This is a genomic window from Mesocryomonas lacus, assembly GCF_055730135.2.
The window spans coordinates 45,047-60,683 of sequence record NZ_JBUZWE020000004.1; the positions used below are offsets into that span (position 1 = coordinate 45,047).

Annotated in this window: 14 protein-coding genes; 9 read left to right on the forward strand and 5 right to left on the reverse strand. The window is 62.5% G+C overall.

Features of this window, described 5'->3' with window-relative positions:
- Positions 1-18: 18 nt before the first annotated feature.
- Positions 19-1,368: a tyrosine-type recombinase/integrase gene (locus ACZLZY_RS07535; RefSeq protein ID WP_472933616.1), complete on the reverse strand. Its 1,350-nt coding sequence runs from the start codon at positions 1,366-1,368 to the stop codon at positions 19-21.
- A gap of 431 nt (positions 1,369-1,799) precedes the next feature.
- On the opposite strand from ACZLZY_RS07535, the gene ACZLZY_RS07540 reads away from it, so the two are divergent.
- A complete protein-coding gene (locus tag ACZLZY_RS07540) occupies positions 1,800-3,530 on the forward strand; it encodes a hypothetical protein (RefSeq protein WP_472933617.1) in 1,731 nt (576 codons plus the stop codon).
- Here ACZLZY_RS07540 and ACZLZY_RS07545 read toward each other — a convergent pair.
- The 4 genes from ACZLZY_RS07545 to ACZLZY_RS07560 all read right to left on the reverse strand — a co-directional run bounded on the left by ACZLZY_RS07545 (position 3,463) and on the right by ACZLZY_RS07560 (position 7,175).
- Complete coding sequence (locus ACZLZY_RS07545; protein ID WP_472933618.1) at positions 3,463-4,611, reverse strand: glycosyltransferase family 4 protein; 1,149 nt, start codon at positions 4,609-4,611, stop codon at positions 3,463-3,465. The genes ACZLZY_RS07540 and ACZLZY_RS07545 overlap by 68 nt on opposite strands.
- 169 nt (positions 4,612-4,780) lie before the next feature.
- Entirely contained in the window at positions 4,781-5,215 is a 435-nt protein-coding gene (locus ACZLZY_RS07550; protein ID WP_472933619.1) for a GtrA family protein, read from the reverse strand.
- A gap of 2 nt (positions 5,216-5,217) precedes the next feature.
- On the reverse strand, positions 5,218-5,931 hold the full coding sequence (locus ACZLZY_RS07555; protein ID WP_472933620.1) for a class I SAM-dependent methyltransferase: 714 nt from the start codon (positions 5,929-5,931) through the stop codon (positions 5,218-5,220).
- Positions 5,928-7,175, reverse strand: a complete 1,248-nt coding sequence (locus ACZLZY_RS07560) for a glycosyltransferase family 2 protein (protein WP_472933621.1) — start codon at positions 7,173-7,175, stop codon at positions 5,928-5,930. Before ACZLZY_RS07560 ends, ACZLZY_RS07555 begins: the two co-directional genes overlap by 4 nt.
- A gap of 670 nt (positions 7,176-7,845) precedes the next feature.
- Here ACZLZY_RS07560 and ACZLZY_RS07565 point away from each other — a divergent pair.
- From ACZLZY_RS07565 to ACZLZY_RS07600, 8 genes are all read left to right on the forward strand, one after another.
- The gene (locus ACZLZY_RS07565; protein WP_472933622.1) at positions 7,846-8,319 is read left to right on the forward strand and encodes a curli assembly protein CsgF; all 474 of its coding nucleotides are present in this window, start codon (positions 7,846-7,848) and stop codon (positions 8,317-8,319) included.
- A 42-nt stretch (positions 8,320-8,361) separates the two neighbouring features.
- Entirely contained in the window at positions 8,362-9,519 is a 1,158-nt protein-coding gene (locus ACZLZY_RS07570; protein ID WP_472933623.1) for a CsgG/HfaB family protein, read from the forward strand.
- Positions 9,520-10,079: 560 nt separating this feature from the next.
- Positions 10,080-11,273 carry a hypothetical protein gene (locus ACZLZY_RS07575; RefSeq protein ID WP_472933624.1) on the forward strand — a complete coding sequence of 398 codons (1,194 nt, stop codon included), beginning with the start codon at positions 10,080-10,082 and terminating at the stop codon, positions 11,271-11,273.
- A 195-nt stretch (positions 11,274-11,468) separates the two neighbouring features.
- Positions 11,469-12,992, forward strand: a complete 1,524-nt coding sequence (locus ACZLZY_RS07580; protein ID WP_472933625.1) for a hypothetical protein — start codon at positions 11,469-11,471, stop codon at positions 12,990-12,992.
- 117 nt (positions 12,993-13,109) lie between these two features.
- The gene (locus tag ACZLZY_RS07585; RefSeq protein ID WP_472933626.1) at positions 13,110-13,610 is read left to right on the forward strand and encodes a hypothetical protein; all 501 of its coding nucleotides are present in this window, start codon (positions 13,110-13,112) and stop codon (positions 13,608-13,610) included.
- A 51-nt stretch (positions 13,611-13,661) separates the two neighbouring features.
- Positions 13,662-14,348: a hypothetical protein gene (locus ACZLZY_RS07590; RefSeq protein WP_472933627.1), complete on the forward strand. Its 687-nt coding sequence runs from the start codon at positions 13,662-13,664 to the stop codon at positions 14,346-14,348.
- Between the two features lie 7 nt (positions 14,349-14,355).
- Positions 14,356-14,724, forward strand: a complete 369-nt coding sequence (gene csgH / locus ACZLZY_RS07595; RefSeq protein ID WP_472933628.1) for a curli-like amyloid fiber formation chaperone CsgH — start codon at positions 14,356-14,358, stop codon at positions 14,722-14,724.
- A gap of 40 nt (positions 14,725-14,764) precedes the next feature.
- Positions 14,765-15,496: an SH3 domain-containing protein gene (locus ACZLZY_RS07600; protein WP_472933629.1), complete on the forward strand. Its 732-nt coding sequence runs from the start codon at positions 14,765-14,767 to the stop codon at positions 15,494-15,496.
- Positions 15,497-15,637 lie beyond the last annotated feature (141 nt).

Sequence of the window (15,637 nt, forward strand, 5' to 3'; positions counted from 1 at the left end):
CGTGGCAACCGGACACCGTCAGTCTACGACGAATTCCGCCACGATCGCCTTGATGCCCGTCGCCTCCTCCCACACGCCGTCAGCCAACTTCCTTTCCCCCGTGACCAACGACCACCAGGCGGTCATCATCTCCCGCTTCCTGATCAGCCGCCGGTGATTGATGTAGTGGATGTCAGCCGTGTTGATGACCTTCTTTTCGTTGTGATCGAGGATGAGCTTCACGTCGGCCTCGGTGAACCCTTCGATCATCATCGTCGTGGCGAACGACCGGCGGACGTCGTGCGGTGAGAACGAACAGCCGAAGTCTAGAAGCGCGTGTGACAGGGTCGCTCCGGATATATGGCTCAAGGGCATACCCTTTCGGCGCGGTCTCTTCGCCGGGAAAAGCCAGTGGTCGGGATCGACGTTGGACCCTTCCGGCTTGTCGAAGGGCAAAGGGATCGTGTGATTGCGGTTGTCCTGACGCTTGGCGGCGGTCTTGCGATGCAGGGGCGGAACGCTCCAGACGGATCCTGCGACATGCCGGTGCAATGCCGTGACGATGGTTTCCCGTCGCTGCGCGGTCAGGCACAGCCAGGCGACCGCCTCGCTCGCCCACCCGAGTTTTGATTCCGACGCAGCCATGTACAGACGGGCCACCTCTCCCGGATGAGGGAAGCGCAGCTGCTTCGGCGGTCGGACAGCCATGGGCGGAAGGTCGATTTGAAGGCGCCGTGTAACGCCTGATTCCACTCTGTTGTGGGCCTTCGCTAGAAAACTCCAGAATGGAGAAAGCGTCCTCTTCAGCTTCGCCGCGGCACTTCCGCCCTGCTGTCTCTGGTAGGCCGCGAGGATCTCCGAAATGCGCTCCTCGGTGATGTCCCGTACGGCCACACCCTGCAGCGGCTCGAGGCAGTCGTGGTTTAGCGCCTTTCGATAGTCGTGATACGTCGCGATCTTCTTTGTCGCCAAGACCTCGGCGAGATAGACCTCCAGCGCCCGGCGATACGTCCAGGTCTTCCGTTCCACGACGAGCGCCGGCATCGCCGGATTGCGCTCGGCCCGCACCCAATCGTCATCCGGGATCAGGCCCTGTTCGAGCAGGTCGAGTGCCTTGCGGGTCAGTTTCCGAGCGTCTGCAAGGCTGAGTTCGGGCACCAGACCCAATGTCAGCCGAGACTTCCTGCCATTCCTCACCCACTGGACGTAATAAGTCGACTTCCGGGGTCCCGACCGTAGGCGGAGGAATGGCTGCCTGCCATCGGCGATGTCGAGTTCCTGGCCAGAGGCCGCTAAATCGCTCACCCAGCGGACGTTGAAGCCGTCCGAAGGCGGCAGGCCGATCACCTTCCGCGCCGGCGAAGTGTCCGCTCTCGCCGTTGCCGACATGATGTTTGCCCCGCCCAATTCTGTCCTGGCTCTGTCCTGACGAACTTGCAGGTGCCTGACTGGGAATGCTATCGTAGCAGCACTACAAATCGGCCAAAATTGCAGTAAAATCAGGTATATGGTTAACAGAAATTCATTACTGGTGAGACCAAATTCGATCTAGACACGCGGCATCATAATCCGCGTGTCGGGGGTTCAAGTCCCTCTCCCGCTACCAAACAATATTTTCAGAGACAACATTCGGTGCGACGCCATCGCTGGGAGCTGACCAGCTTCGTCGTCGGTTCGCGCACGACTGTGGGCTGTGACGGCATGTCGGGCGCTGCGAGACTTGACGCGCCGGCGGTCATTCCCGGCCGCCCTTGTGATCGGGCCGCGCGCGTGGTCGATGGGCGGAGAACAGCTCAGACTTGCAGCAAGGGACCTGGCGGATGGGGAATGACGCAGCTGCCGTTACTTTCCTGGCGCACGCCCGTCTTGCACTACCGCTGGCGCTTTGCGGGCTCTGGGCGATCATTGTTGCAGGGGGGCTCGGCGGGCTGATCGTCGGGAAAGAGCAGTTCACCCTCTGGCTGTTCCTGCGGCAGGATCTCGCTGTCCTGCTGATCCTCGGGATAATCCTGCGTTTCAGCCTGCATGCCGACAGGTCGGCAGGCGAGATCGCCTGGACGACAGCCGTGTCGCGTCACCCGTGGATGCTGGCGGTTAGCCTCGGCCTTCTCGGCTGGGGCGGCCATAGCTCGGTGCTTTCCGGCTACGACCTGACGCGCGACGAACAGATGGCGAGCTTCGATACGCTCGTCTTCGCCGGCGGCCGGTTGGCCTTCCCGGTTGCACAGGCCTGGCAGCCGATGGCCGAGGCGCTGAACCAGTCCTTCATTCTGCCGATCGCCGAGCGTCAGGCCTGGGTTTCGGCCTATCTTCCGGTCAATGCCGCCGCCCGTGTGCTGGCAGGCTGGATCGGCGACCCCAACCTCGCCAGCCCCGCCTTCACCGCGATCGGTGCCCTGGCGCTGTGGCGCATCACGGTCCGGCTCTGGCCGGACGATGCCGGCGCGCGGGCCGTTGCCCTTCTCCTCTATGCCGGATCCTCGCAGGTCATCCTTCTCGGCATGACATCTTATGCGATGGCCGGGCATCTGGCCGTCAACCTCGTCTGGCTCGCTTTGTTTCTCGGCGGCGGCTGGTGGCATGCGGGCGCGATCGCGATCGGCTTCCTTGCCACGGGCCTGCACCAGCCGCTGTTCCACCCGCTCTTCGCGCTGCCGTTTCTCGTCGGCCTGCTGATCGGGAAACGCTGGGCGCTGACGATCCTCTATGCCGGCGCCTACCTCGCCATCGGCCTGTTCTGGCTGAGCTGGCCGCAGCTCGTCGCGCAGACGGCCGGCGGCGCGATGGAAACCCTCTCGGCCACCGGCGATCGCTTCGGCTACATCGATCGCGTCGCCGGGATGCTCCAGCAAACAGGTCTTGTCGGCCTCCCCGTGATGGCGATGAACCTTCTGCGCTTCGTCGCCTGGCAGCATCTGCTGCTGCTGCCCTTGCTCACGGCGGGCCTCTGCCTTTCCTGGCGCGCGCCGCTGATGCGGCCGCTCGCGGCCGGCATCCTCGCCACCATCGTCGTCGTCGGCGTGCTCCTGGCTTATCAAGGCGATGGCTGGGGCTACCGCTACCTGCACGGCCTGATCGGCAGCGCATGCCTGATCGGCGGCCATGGCTGGCGCGCCTTGCGCGGTGTCTGGCCCGGGCGAAGGCTGTGGGCCTTCGCCAACGCGGCGACCTTCCTGTTGCTGCTGCCACTCCACCTCGTCATGGCATCCCTGTTCACCACGCCTTATGCCGATGCCGCCGCGGCGATCGCCCGCCTGCCGGCACCGATCGCGGTGATCGACGAGGGAGCCGCGGCCTTCGCATCCGATCTGGTGATCAACCGGCCGGACCTCTCCAACCGCCCGATCCGGCTCCTCGCAGGCAGTCTGACGACAGAACAGGTCGCCGGGCTGTGCTCAGGCCAGGACGTCGCCTTCGTCGGCCGGGCCGAGCTGACGGGCATCCACCAGCGGATCGCCATGTCTCCCGGCGACGACAGCCATTTCAGGGCGCTCGAGCAGACCTGTCGCCAGGGCGCGCAGCCGGCAGCTGCTCCGCCAGCATCGCGCTGATCGCCTCCGCCATTGCCGTCCAGCGGTAGGTGTCCTCGGCATATGCCGCCATCCGGCGGCGGTCGTCAGCGGCCATCAGGGCCGCATCGAGGGCCCGCATCACCGCTTGCACATTGATCTCGGGACGGTCGGGATCGATCGGCACGCCCGTGAGGAAGCCCTGTGCGCCGGGATCGGCCCGGCTGCTGTCGAGACCGCAGATGACCGGCAGCCCGCAGGCCATCGCCTCCTGGATCACCAGCGGAAAACCTTCACCGACGCTCGGCAGCAACAATTGATCGGCCGCCTGGTAGAGTTCGGCCAGCGCACGGCCACTCGTGCCCCGCACCACAAGGACATTGCCGAGTTGCCAGGCGGCCGGATCGATCGGCCCCTTGCCGGCGAGAACGATGGAGAGGTCCGGGCGGGCTCTCGCGAGCGCCTCGATCGTCGCCAGTCCCTTCTTCTCGACGAAGCGGCCGACGAACAGGATCATCTTCTGCCCGGCCGGAAGGCCGAGGCGCCGGCGCATGGCGTCCCGGCTTTCGGACGGGGCACAAAAGACCGTCGTGTCGACGCCGTTGAACAGCAGCCGGGCCGGGGCACGCAGCCGCACATCGGCAAAATGGGCGGCGGTGGTCGCGCTGATGAACACCACACGGTCCGCTGCCGCTAGCATGGCCCGGCCGACCACGCGGTTGCCGAGCGCGGCCAGACCCCGCAGAAGACGGTTGCGGAAAGGCAGGTCTCCAACGTGCTGCACCAGCAGGACGGGCCTTCGCCGCAGCCAACAGGCGAGCATGGCCGCGACGGAGGTGAGGTAAAGCGCGTCATGGATAACGACGCCATCGCAACCGCCGACCGCGCGCCAAAGTCGCGTCAGCGCCCGGGGCCCCGGAACCGGCATCGGCAGACCGGTGGCGCGCTCGATGCCGTTCCACGACGGCAAGCCGATTGCGGCGACGCCCGACGCTGGCGAGCCGCTGGCGGCCCAGGCTGCGTGATGACCCCCGGCCTCAAAGGCGCGGCAGAGATGGCCGGCAACCCGCTCGATTCCGCCGCCATGCGGCTCGAAGAAATGCGTTACCGTCAGGATTCTCATCGAGATCAGGCGGGCTCCCACCGCATCGTCGTTTCCAGCCGGTTGGGACACAACGCGCTGTAGAGCCCGTGCTGATAGCGGCCACAGGTCTCGGCGGAGATTCGAACGCCGCTCGCCGATGCCAGGCGGTCCCAATCGGACGCAAGGACTTTCGGCAACGAGTCCATCGTCAGAACCGGCTCGCGCGGACCGGCACGTCGGGCGGTCCTTCGCTCTTCTGCCCTATCGCCGGATGGCGATGCGTTCTCAGCAAGGCCCAGCGGCTGACCAGGAAATTGTACGCCGTCAGGGCCAATGTCGACAGCGGTGCGGCGATCGGCATTGACAGTCCAAAGCGCCCGATCAGCAACCACAGCAATATCCACTGTGCGGGAAGATTGCCCGCCATGGCCAGCGCATAGCGAGCAAAGCCAAGGCGGTTATGGGTCGTCCGGAAGCTGTAGGCAGAATGCAGTCGGTATCCCACCACCCCGACGACGGCATAGCTTATGAGCGTTGCCACGACGTAGTTCAAACCGGAGGCATCTGCGGCGATCATGATCAGGTTGTGCAGAAGAAAGCAAACGGCTGACACACCGCCAAAACGCAGAAGGCTCGGCAACATTGTCACAGGGCCACCGCCTCGCGGCAGCTCACGAGGTAGACGCAGCCATTGTCGTCTTTCACCTGGCGGGGGGTGATGCGATCCTCCAACAAGGCCCGCAGGTTCATGACCACCGCGAGCGTATTCGCGATGGCCCGGCCGACCACCGGCACCTGCCGGAGAACCCAGGCAAAACTGGTCAGGCGGATCATCGTGGTCGTCGCGAGCGGGCCGACGATCGAGACGATATCCTCGACGACGAAACCGCGGGTCTCGATGTCGCGCTGCAGGCCTGGCCGGGTCCAGCGGCGATAATCCTGCGGATGGGGATGGTAGAGCCAAGTGCCGTGCGTCGACAGCAAGAGCACCCCGTCATCATCGAGCACGCGGGCGATCTCGCTGAAATAGAGGTCGAGGTCGCCGACATGCTCGAGCACCTGCATGGACATCACGATGTCCACGGGTTCGAGATCGGACGGCAGGGTCCCGTCCGGCGCAATCGTAACCTCGGCGGCGGTTCCGAAGTCAGCGCCGCGGTAGCTCAGGCCATGACTGACCGCGAGGTCGCGATAGGGCTGGGTGCCGCAGCCGAAGTCGAGCACGCTGCCGGAGCCGATCCGGCCCAGCATTCGGTCGAGCTGTGCGGCAAGGCCCCGAAGCAGCAGCCAGTCGGTGTTCCAGATGGCCGGAGCCCGCCGGCGGAGCGCTTCGGTATCGGTTATCGTAGGCACGGTCATGGCGACGGCATCCTGGCGATGGCAAAGTCCGTGGCGAAGTTGGCGTCATGCCCGGCCATGATGGCCAGCATAAAGCTGCCAAGCATGGTCTGCACCCCGACCGTCGTCAGAACGGTCGCGACGACCAGCGGCAGGATGTTGTCGAGGGCCCCGAAGCTGGTCTTTGCCCAGTAGATGCCGATCGCCAGCAGGCCAGCGCCCCCCAGCACCACCAGCAAGGCGCCCGCCGCCAGCGTCGTCTCCAGCGTCAGCCGGCCTGAATGGCGGCGCAGCACGGGTCGCAGCGGGCGATAGCCCTCGCGGTAGCCGTGGAGATGGGTTGCCAGCGCCAGGATGGCGGCGAGATGGCCGGTGGTGAACAGAAAGCCCGCGACGATTGACCAGCTGGTGCCGAAGGTCGGCGGCAACAGCGCCGGTGCGAGGATATGGCCGAGCGCGAACAGGAGGATGAAGCTCGCTATGCCCATGGCCAGCGCCGCGGGGACGCCGAAGACCCAGGTCGGGCTCAGCATCAAGAGATAGCGCAGATGACGCCAGCCGTCGCGCCAAGGCCTCAGATGCGGCCTGCGCTCTCGAAGATCGACCGAGAGGCGGGCGGGCACCTCGGTGATAGCGCAGCCCCGAAGAGTGGCCTTGATGACCATTTCGCTCGCAAACTCCATGCCGCTGCCGGAAAGGCCGAGCGACAGGAAACATTCCCGGGTGATCGCCCGCAGCCCGCAATGCGCATCGCTGACGCCGGCCCGGAAGAACAGGTTGAGAATGCCGGTCAGCACGGGATTGCCGATGTAGCGGTTCTTCCACGGCATAGCACCGCGCTGGATCCCGCCCTTGAACCGCGACCCCATGCAGAGATCCGCGCCGGCCCTCAGGCGACCGATCATCGCGACGCCGTCGGTGAAGTCGTAGCTGCCGTCGCAATCGCCCATCAGCAGGTAGCGTCCGTATGCGCTGCTGCAGCCGCCGATCAGCGCCGCGCCGTAGCCGCGTCTGTCGACCGAGACGACACGGGCTCCAAGCCGGATCGCCAGTTCCCGGCTTCCATCGGCCGAGCCGTTATCGGCGATCACGATCTCGCCGCGCAGACCGTGCTTTGCTTCGATCAGCGCGAGGGCTTGGCTGGCATTGGCGATGCAGTGCGGCAGGCTGACCGCTTCGTCGAGACAGGGCATGACGATGGAGACGGCGATCACCCTTGCCGGATGATGCGAAACACTCAGTCCCCGGCTGGTATCAACGAACATCCCTGTCCTCGCAAAATGGCGCCAGACAGTCATAAACGCAGCCGGTTAACGACTTTGCCGCCCGCCCCAGCGATCACGGTCGACAGGCGCTCGACAGGACTGACTCGACGGTCAGATCGCGCTCCGGTCACAAGGCCAGCGACACCCCACCGTGTCCCGCATGCGGCCGTGTCGCCCATCCGGTCAAAACCGGCTCCCTTCGGTCGGTTCACGTCGCGCAACCGAGGATCCGACATAGCGGCGTCAAACGCTGCCCGGCAAAGTTCAGACACAAAAGCTGACGGTTGGCGCCGCATGACCGAACAAGACCGCGCGCAACACTTTCGGATTTATTTCCGTCTTTTAATTCTATTGATGCTCAAGACGCTTCTAGGACCAACTAAAATTTGACCGCGGCGGCATCGCCCGTACTTTTTGTAGAAAGTCGACGCTTTATCTTAACCATAAATTTCAAAGCTTTTTCCAAATAAATAATCAGATCAATAAGTTTTCGCCGCGTCCACGCATGAGGATAATGTATATTATTTACTTTCATAATTTCAATATCTGGATAATTACAGGATTGTTGCATAAATGTAGCTCCTGCTGATTCTAGCTAAACCTCAGCAATGCCCACTTGCTAATCAAAGAAAAAGGCCGTTCAAACAACAAGTGTTGATGGAGGGCATACATGCCAAGATTGATCACTGTCATTTGTGCCATTGCAGGAATAGGTTCGATAAGCACTGCTCTGGCAGGCGATCTGGTCTATACGCCGATCAATCCGTCCTTTGGCGGCAATCCTCTCAACTCATCCCATCTCCTCGGCCTTGCCAATGCGCAGCGCGATGCGACGGCCAAAGATGCCGATGACGGCCTGGGCGGCGATGGCGCGTCGGGTGGCGGGACAGGCACTGTTGCAGACTCGGACGCAGATCTTTTCGTGCGCCAATTGCAAGGCCGCCTGTTGTCGGCCCTGGCAGGCCAAGTCACCGAGGCGATCTTTGGCGAGAACCCGCAGGACAGCGGCAACATCACCTTTGGATCGACGACAGTTGCCTTCGAAAGAACGCTCGATTCCATTCGCCTGACGATCAACAACAACCTCGACGGTACGGTGACAGAAATCGTCGTGCCGCAATTGCTGTCCAGCAAGTCTGGCTAAAACCACCGCCGTTACGCCCATCATCCTGTTACCGGAGCCGACGTGACCGCAGCCATGTCCTGCCTTTCATTCAAATACGCCGTCAGCCTGCTGACGCTGGTCTCGCTTTCCGGCTGCGTGACGCAGGAGGGGGCGTTTGACCAGATGCCCGTGGTCGAAAAGGTGAGCGCACCCAGCAGCAGCCTGCGCCAGATGCCAGCACCGCAGTTGAAGACGGTCGTCGCCGTCTACGGCTATGAAGACCTGACCGGGCAGTTCAAGGAGCGGGACAATGTCCAGTCGCTCTCGCGTGCGGTCACGCAAGGCGGCACCCCGATGCTGATCAAGGCACTGCAGGATGCCGGAGAGCGTCGCTGGTTTACGGTCCTCGAACGCAGCCAACTCGATAACCTTCTGAAAGAGCGACAGATCCTGACGGAAATGCGCCGCCTCTATCGCAACGAGACGCAGCTGGACCCCAATGTGTTGCCACCTCTCCTGAGTGCCAGCATCATCATCGAGGGCGGGATTATCGGCTACGACACCAACATCATGACCGGCGGGGCCGGCGCCCGCTTTCTGGGCATTGGCGCCGATGCCAAATACCTGCAGGACGTCGTGACCGTCGCCTTGCGGGCGGTGTCGATCAAGACCGGCGAAGTCCTGACGACGGTTTCGGCGCGCAAGGCAGTGGCGTCCTACGCGCTGCAAGGCAACGCCTTCCGCTATGTGAAGCTCGACGAGATCCTCGAGGCGGAAGCGGGCGTCACCTACAACGAGCCGAAGCAGATTGCCGTCCAGTCGGCCATCGAAAAGGCCGTCGAAAGCCTGATCGTCGAAGGTTCCGAGCTCGGCATCTGGAATTTTCAGGACCAGAAGGCGGGGCAGACCTATGTCGATGCCTATCGCAGCGAGAAGTATGGCAGCCGGCTGACCGCGCAAGCGGAAACCCTCCCCGCGCCGAAAACCACGGGGGCTGCCGACATCACCGAGACGACGCCCTTGGCGGCAGTGCCTGTTGCCGTCGCCAGCCGGGACGCCTTGCCGGGGGTGAGGACGGGGCGCTCGAGCGCGCCGGCCGCCAGTCCGTCACGCGCAAAGCCTGGCCAGACCTTGCCCGGCGTTCCATCGAACGCGCCCATTCAGCGCCAGTTGCGCGAGCAGGTACCGCCCCCGGAGCTTCCACCGGCGCCGTCTCCAAACGAGGAACCCGTTGGGTAGCCGTCCAACAAAAGCAGCAGTAAAGATATCGTCCTTATCATTTAAAATACAAAAGGCGGCCCTGTGCCGTCTTTTCTGCGTTTTCAACTATCTCTATCAAACCTTGATCAACGACCAAATATATATTAGCTGGCAAAATCTAAACAGCGCAAATGATTAAACCAAATTAACCATATCAATTATCCCTAAGCCGCCTTAATAGCTCACTGGATACCGTTTATTGTTGACGTAGGGGCAGCTGTCCGGCTATTCAATTAACAACCGGTTAACGGGCAGGCCAAGAGGCCGCACCAAAGACTGGTCGGAGGAATCTCACTCCGAAAGGCACTGACCCGACTGGGAGAGGCAACCGCCGCCAGACGGGATGACACGACCCTTTGCGGCCTGCCGCAAGGGTTGCTTCAGCGGGACAGGCGCCAGCCCACCCTGCATCCAGTTCGAAATCTTCGCAGCCTGCCTAAGGCAAGCTGAACGATGCCGCGCGGCCATCCGCCTGGCACCGAATGATCAACCGCGTCCGCAGCCGGGAGGCCGGGCCGATGCATATTGAGGGGACTAACATGACCAATTTCAAGCAGCTGCTTCTCGCCGCCACCGCGCTCACCATGATGACCGGCGCCGCGATGGCGGATAAAAACAAGGCCTTCGTTTACCAGGGCACCGTTGACGGCAGCGGCCCATCAAGCGGCAACTCGGCGACCGTCAAACAGAGCGGTGCCGGTGATAATGAGGCCGGCAATGCAGACCAGAATATGCTTCAGAACGGCAAGTCGAACACTCTTTCGACGACCCAGGCAGGCGGCTTCAATAAGATTGGCCTGCAGGGCGATGGCGTCGAGCAATACGGCACAGCAAATCATCTCACAATCGAGCAGACCGGCGGAAGCAACACCGTAGGCGAGTCAATTCAGCGCCGCACGACTGATCAAATTTCAAATGTTAATGAAGGCTTCCAGAATACCGATAAATTCAACCAGATCAGCATTACACAGATGGGTCAGGGGAATTCCGTTGGCAGTGTCGGTCAGAATGGTTCCCAGAATGTCATCGAGATTGAACAGTTCGGTAATTACAATGGAACATCGTCTTTCACGGCGGGAAGCCGCGCTGCCGCAGTCGGCGTTGCACAGGGAACAGCCAAGCAAGACGGCGTAGACAACAAAATCTCATATGCTATCCGTAGCAATGACAACAATTCCTTCGGCTTCAAACAGGTCGGCAGACATCATACGATTACCAGCAACTCCATTTATGGCAATAATAATCAGATCGCTGTTTCACAGGGCGTGGCTGGAAATACGGGCAATCGGGCCACGATCAGTCACAACGGCGATAGAAACAATGTTGGTATTGCCCAGATCGGAGACGACAACCGTTCGACTGTCAACATAACCGGCAGTGACAATATTATTGGTGTCCAGCAGAACTTGAATGGCTTCGCGGCACGCGATGAATTCACTTTGACTGTAACTGGCGACCGTAACGGCGGATATAACAGTTTCGGCTCTAACGCTGCCGGCGCCCTCAACTTGACCGCTGGTCTTTTTGTTCAGCAGGGCTTCGGTAACCAGATTACCGGCACGGTTACCGGCAATGACAACGTGTTGGCGGCAAATCAGGATGGCGACAACAATAAGATAACGGGCACCGTATCAGGAAACTCTAATCAGTCTGCAGTTGTACAGTCAGGCAATTTAAACGCTGCGACGTTTAGCCAGAATGGAAGCTTTAACGTTGTTTCCATCAGTCAGTGAGCTGCCAGACTGAAGCTTTGCTCATCGCTCTGACGTCGAGGCAAGCGGGTATTCTAGCCCCGGGACCAACGACAGTTCCAGGACAGACACCTGCTGATGGGTGGCTTTGAAACGAAGCAAGCTGCGGCGGGTAGGTCTCGCCGCAGCGACCGGATCCGGGCATCGGCCCGCCACTCCCGCCGCGTGAGGTGACATGTGATCGAACCCGTCCGGCTTTCCGCAATCCTGCTTCTGCTCGGCTCTGCGGCGCCGGCCTTTGCGCAGAGCCCGGGCGACAATCTCGTGTTTCTCGGCCAGACCGGTGACACCAACACCGTGCGCATCGATCAGGCCGGCAATGGCAATGTTGCCGGCGCCGATGCCGCGGCGCTGCGGCTGAACCAGCTCGGCCGCGACAACACGCTCGAGATCGACCAGATCGGGCTGTTCAACCAGGTTGGCAGCGATCCGCGCAGCAGCAGCAAGCCCGCTATCGTGCACGGCACCAACCAGGTCGGCACCCGCAACCAGATTTCCATCGACCAGACGACGGGGCGCGCAGGCAGCGGCAACCGCATCGGCAGCGTGCTGCAGGTGGCGCCGGACCTCGGCCCCCTGGCGCGGGCGACCGCCGCCAATGCTGCCTCGATCGTACAGGACGAGGTGGGCGGCGCGCACCGCGTCGGCCAGGTTGTCCAGAAGACGGAGGCTTCCGACGGCGCCACGAATGTCGTCGACATCCTGCAGACCGGCGGCGAGCGCGGCCTTGGCAACAGTCTGCGCGGCGCCTTGCAGTCCGGCGCCGGCAATAGCCTCGCCAGCCGCCAGTCCGCCAGTGAGAATGCGATTGGCGGCACGTCCCAGACCGGCAGCGCCAACGAAATGTGGATCGACCAGGCCGACGGCGCCGGCAATGTGATCGAGCGGCTCGATCAGGCGGGCGAGCGAAACCGGATGGAGATTGCCGAGAGCGGCGCCCGCAACTTCATCGCGCGGGCCAGCCAGAACAATCAGGGCATCGCGTTCTCCGGCAACACGATGCGCCTGACGCTGTCGGGCAATGACAATGGCGGCAACGGCCTCGGCCTCGTCGGCTCGTTCACCGGCATTTCCGCCAGTGCCGAGGTGATGCAGGCCACGGTCGAGCAGTTCGGCGACGGCAATGTCCTCTCCTACACCGTCTCTTCCGCAAAGGGCGTCCAACCGCCGGAACGTCGCCAGGATGCCATGCTGAACCTCTTCGGCTTCGTTCAGGACGGCAGTGGCAATGGCCTGTCCGGCACGGTCACCGGCGCGCAAAATCAGGCCGCCGCCCGGCAGCAAGGCGACGGCAACGGTTTCGACTTTCAGCAGGTCGGCATCGGCAACGCCCTGTCCGCTCGACAGATCGGCGAACGCAACCGGGCCGATGCGGTGCAGCAAGGCGATGGCAATCAGCTGACGATGGCCGTTCGCGGAGACGACAACAACAGTCTCGGTTCGGCTTTTACCGGGCAATCCCTGAACCTACGCGGCCTGCAGCCCGGCAAGTTCCAGCAGATCGGCGACAGCAATGTCGTCGATCTCGCCGTCGAGGGCAGCCGCAACATCTTCGCGGTCTTCCAGTCCGGGTCGAGCAACACCGTTACCGGCTCCATCTCGGGCGCCAGCAATCAGGCTTCTCTCAGCCAACTGGGGAATGACAATCTTATCGGCTTCACCCAGAGCGGATCCGCTAACATTTTAGTCGTCGAACAATAATGTTGTTTACCACAGCGGAAATACATGATTTAGACTTTACAGTATTGGCTGACCATGTAACGGATTGGAAGGATAGGCGTCGTATAGTTCTCTCGATTGTTGATCGGGAGTTCTCAGATGCTTTCTTTTTCAAGACTGGCGATGGTCTCGGCCGTTTTGGTATGCGCCTCTCCGGCGTCGGCCGCGGAGCCGCTGACCATCGCTGGCAGCCTTGTGGGAAATGGAACCGATTTGGTGATGGTCGGCAACGACAACGTGCTGACGATCCTGCAGGAGGCGCCGCTTGGCGCCGATGCCTTCAACAGCGTCCGGGTGCGGCTGACGGGCGACCGCAATGGCGGGGCAGCCGGACGATCCTTCGGGGGCGCGGCGCTCGCAACCGGGCTCCTTCCCGGACATCTGACCCAGTCGGGCCTGGGCAATCTCATGGATATTTCTGTCGACGGCTCGGACAACCTTTTCGCGGCGTCGCAGACGGGCTCGGCAAACCAGCTCGCCGCCTCGATCGTCGGCCACGGCAACCAGTCGGCTGTGAAGCAGACCGGGAATGGCAATATCGCCAACTTCTCCCAAGTGGGGAATGGCAACATGGTCAGTATAACGCAGACGTCGTGGTAGCCACGACCCCGGTAACAGGCAGCGAGCGAGACAGCGATGCGATATAAGACCATGCTTCTGTTCGGGCTTGTTGCCGCCGTGCCGCTCTCGGCTCAGGCCGACGAGAATACACTCTACATCCAGCAGCAATCGCTGAGCACCAGCGTGCTCGGCAACACGCTGGACGTCGACCAGTCGAAGGCCAGCGGCAGTATCGTCTCGGGCCTCGTCATCGACAGCGCGGGGATCAGTCCCTTGGCTTCCCGGAGCCTGGAAATCACTCAGACGGCACTGCAGCGCGGCGAGGGCAACCGGGCGACGATCGACGTGACCGGCAAAGGCGGCCAGATCGGCCTGTTTCAGAGCAATGTCGGGACGGCCGGCAACGGCAACAGCGCCGACATCAAAGCGCTCGGCGGCGGCAACGCGATGGTCAGCCAGCTGGGTTCAGGCAATATCGCCGCCATCAATCTCAACACCAACGTTCTCGCGGTGACACCGCTCAGCGCCGGCCTCGATAGCGCAGGGACCGTGGTTCAGGTTGGCAACCGCAACAACGGGACGGTGAATGCGTCGAACGGGGGGAGCGGCGTGCTGGTGCAACTCGGCAGCCGTAACACGATGCAGGTCAACGCCATCGGCACCAATGTCGTGGCCACCCAGATCGGCAGCGGCATGACAGCTGTCGTCCCGGCCCAGGTGATATCGAACGGCGCCACCGTCCAGATTACCCAGACGCAGTTTCAGGGCGTGAAATGAGATGCGGATGCTCGCCACCGCTTCTCTGCTCCTCGCCATGAGCGCCACGGTCGCCGCCGAGGACGCGGCCTCGGCCGTCCCCTCGATCGAGGTCAGGCCCACGGATAACGGACTGTCGCTGATCGCCAGCATCGTGGCGCTGTCGGCGGGGGATTTTGAGGGCCGCATGACGGTCAAGAAGTCAGGACCGTCCGGCAGGACCAGCACGCAGCAGGGCAGCACCTTCACCCTTTCAAACGGTCAAACCGCGACGGTGGCGACAATGGGCCTGTCTTTCCAGCCTGGGGACGACCTGGAGGTCGAACTGTCGGTGTCATCCGGCGGCCGCGACCTGGCCAAAAGCACGATCCAGCTGGGCTCCCCTTCCCGCGACTAGCAGTCCGCCCGGCTCGGGCGACCCTTACCGGAGTGCTTCATTGAACAGGTTCCCGCTGCTTCTCCTCGCCTTGCTCTTTGGCCTCGCCTTCCATGCCGAGGAAACTTTCGCGCAGAGCGAAAGTGATTTCGTGACGGCGTTCGCCGGACGCTGGCAGACGCTAGACCCCGTCTTTGCCGACAAGGGGGCCTGCCAGATCGAGCTGAGTTCCGCGAAGGTCGGCCAGTCCTATGCCGTGTCGACGCAGCATTGCGCGGCCGAGCTCGCCGCCATCTCGCAGTGGAGCATCGTCGACAAGCAGCTGGCCCTGCTGGGCCCGGACATGAAGATCGCGGCGCGGCTCGGCGGCAACCAGAATCGCATGAGCGGCGACCTGACGACCGGGGTTGCTCTGGTGTTCGAGCGTCTGCCGGCAAACCTTGCTGCCGGGAGCAAACCGAACAAGCCCTTGAAGGCCGGCTGCATCTATTACGGCTATACCGCCACCTGTGCCCTCCCCGCGGACATGGTCGCGCCCGCGACCAAACCGGCAGGTTCCTTCGCCAGCGCTGCCACGCTGGTCCGCCTCAATGCGCGGTCGGAAGCCCGCCCAGATGCGCCCGTCCTTGCAACCATCCCGGCAAACACGTGCGTGGCCGTCGAGCAGTGCAGCAGCGCCTCGGACGGTCTGTGGTGCAAGGCGAAGATCGGCAATTTCTCGGCCTGGATCCCTCAGATATCGGTCAGAGCCAACCGGTGGCAGGTGCTGACGTTTCACGGTAGCTGCAGCTGAGACGGTAAAGGCGCGCTTGGCCTGCCATCACGCGAGATCGCCGCCTTGAGGCATGGGTGACAGCGGTTCAGTTCGTTTGTCATAGCAAATTCATCAAAAGCCTCTCCGGTATCGCGTAGTTACTCCCCAGAGCATCTGGCG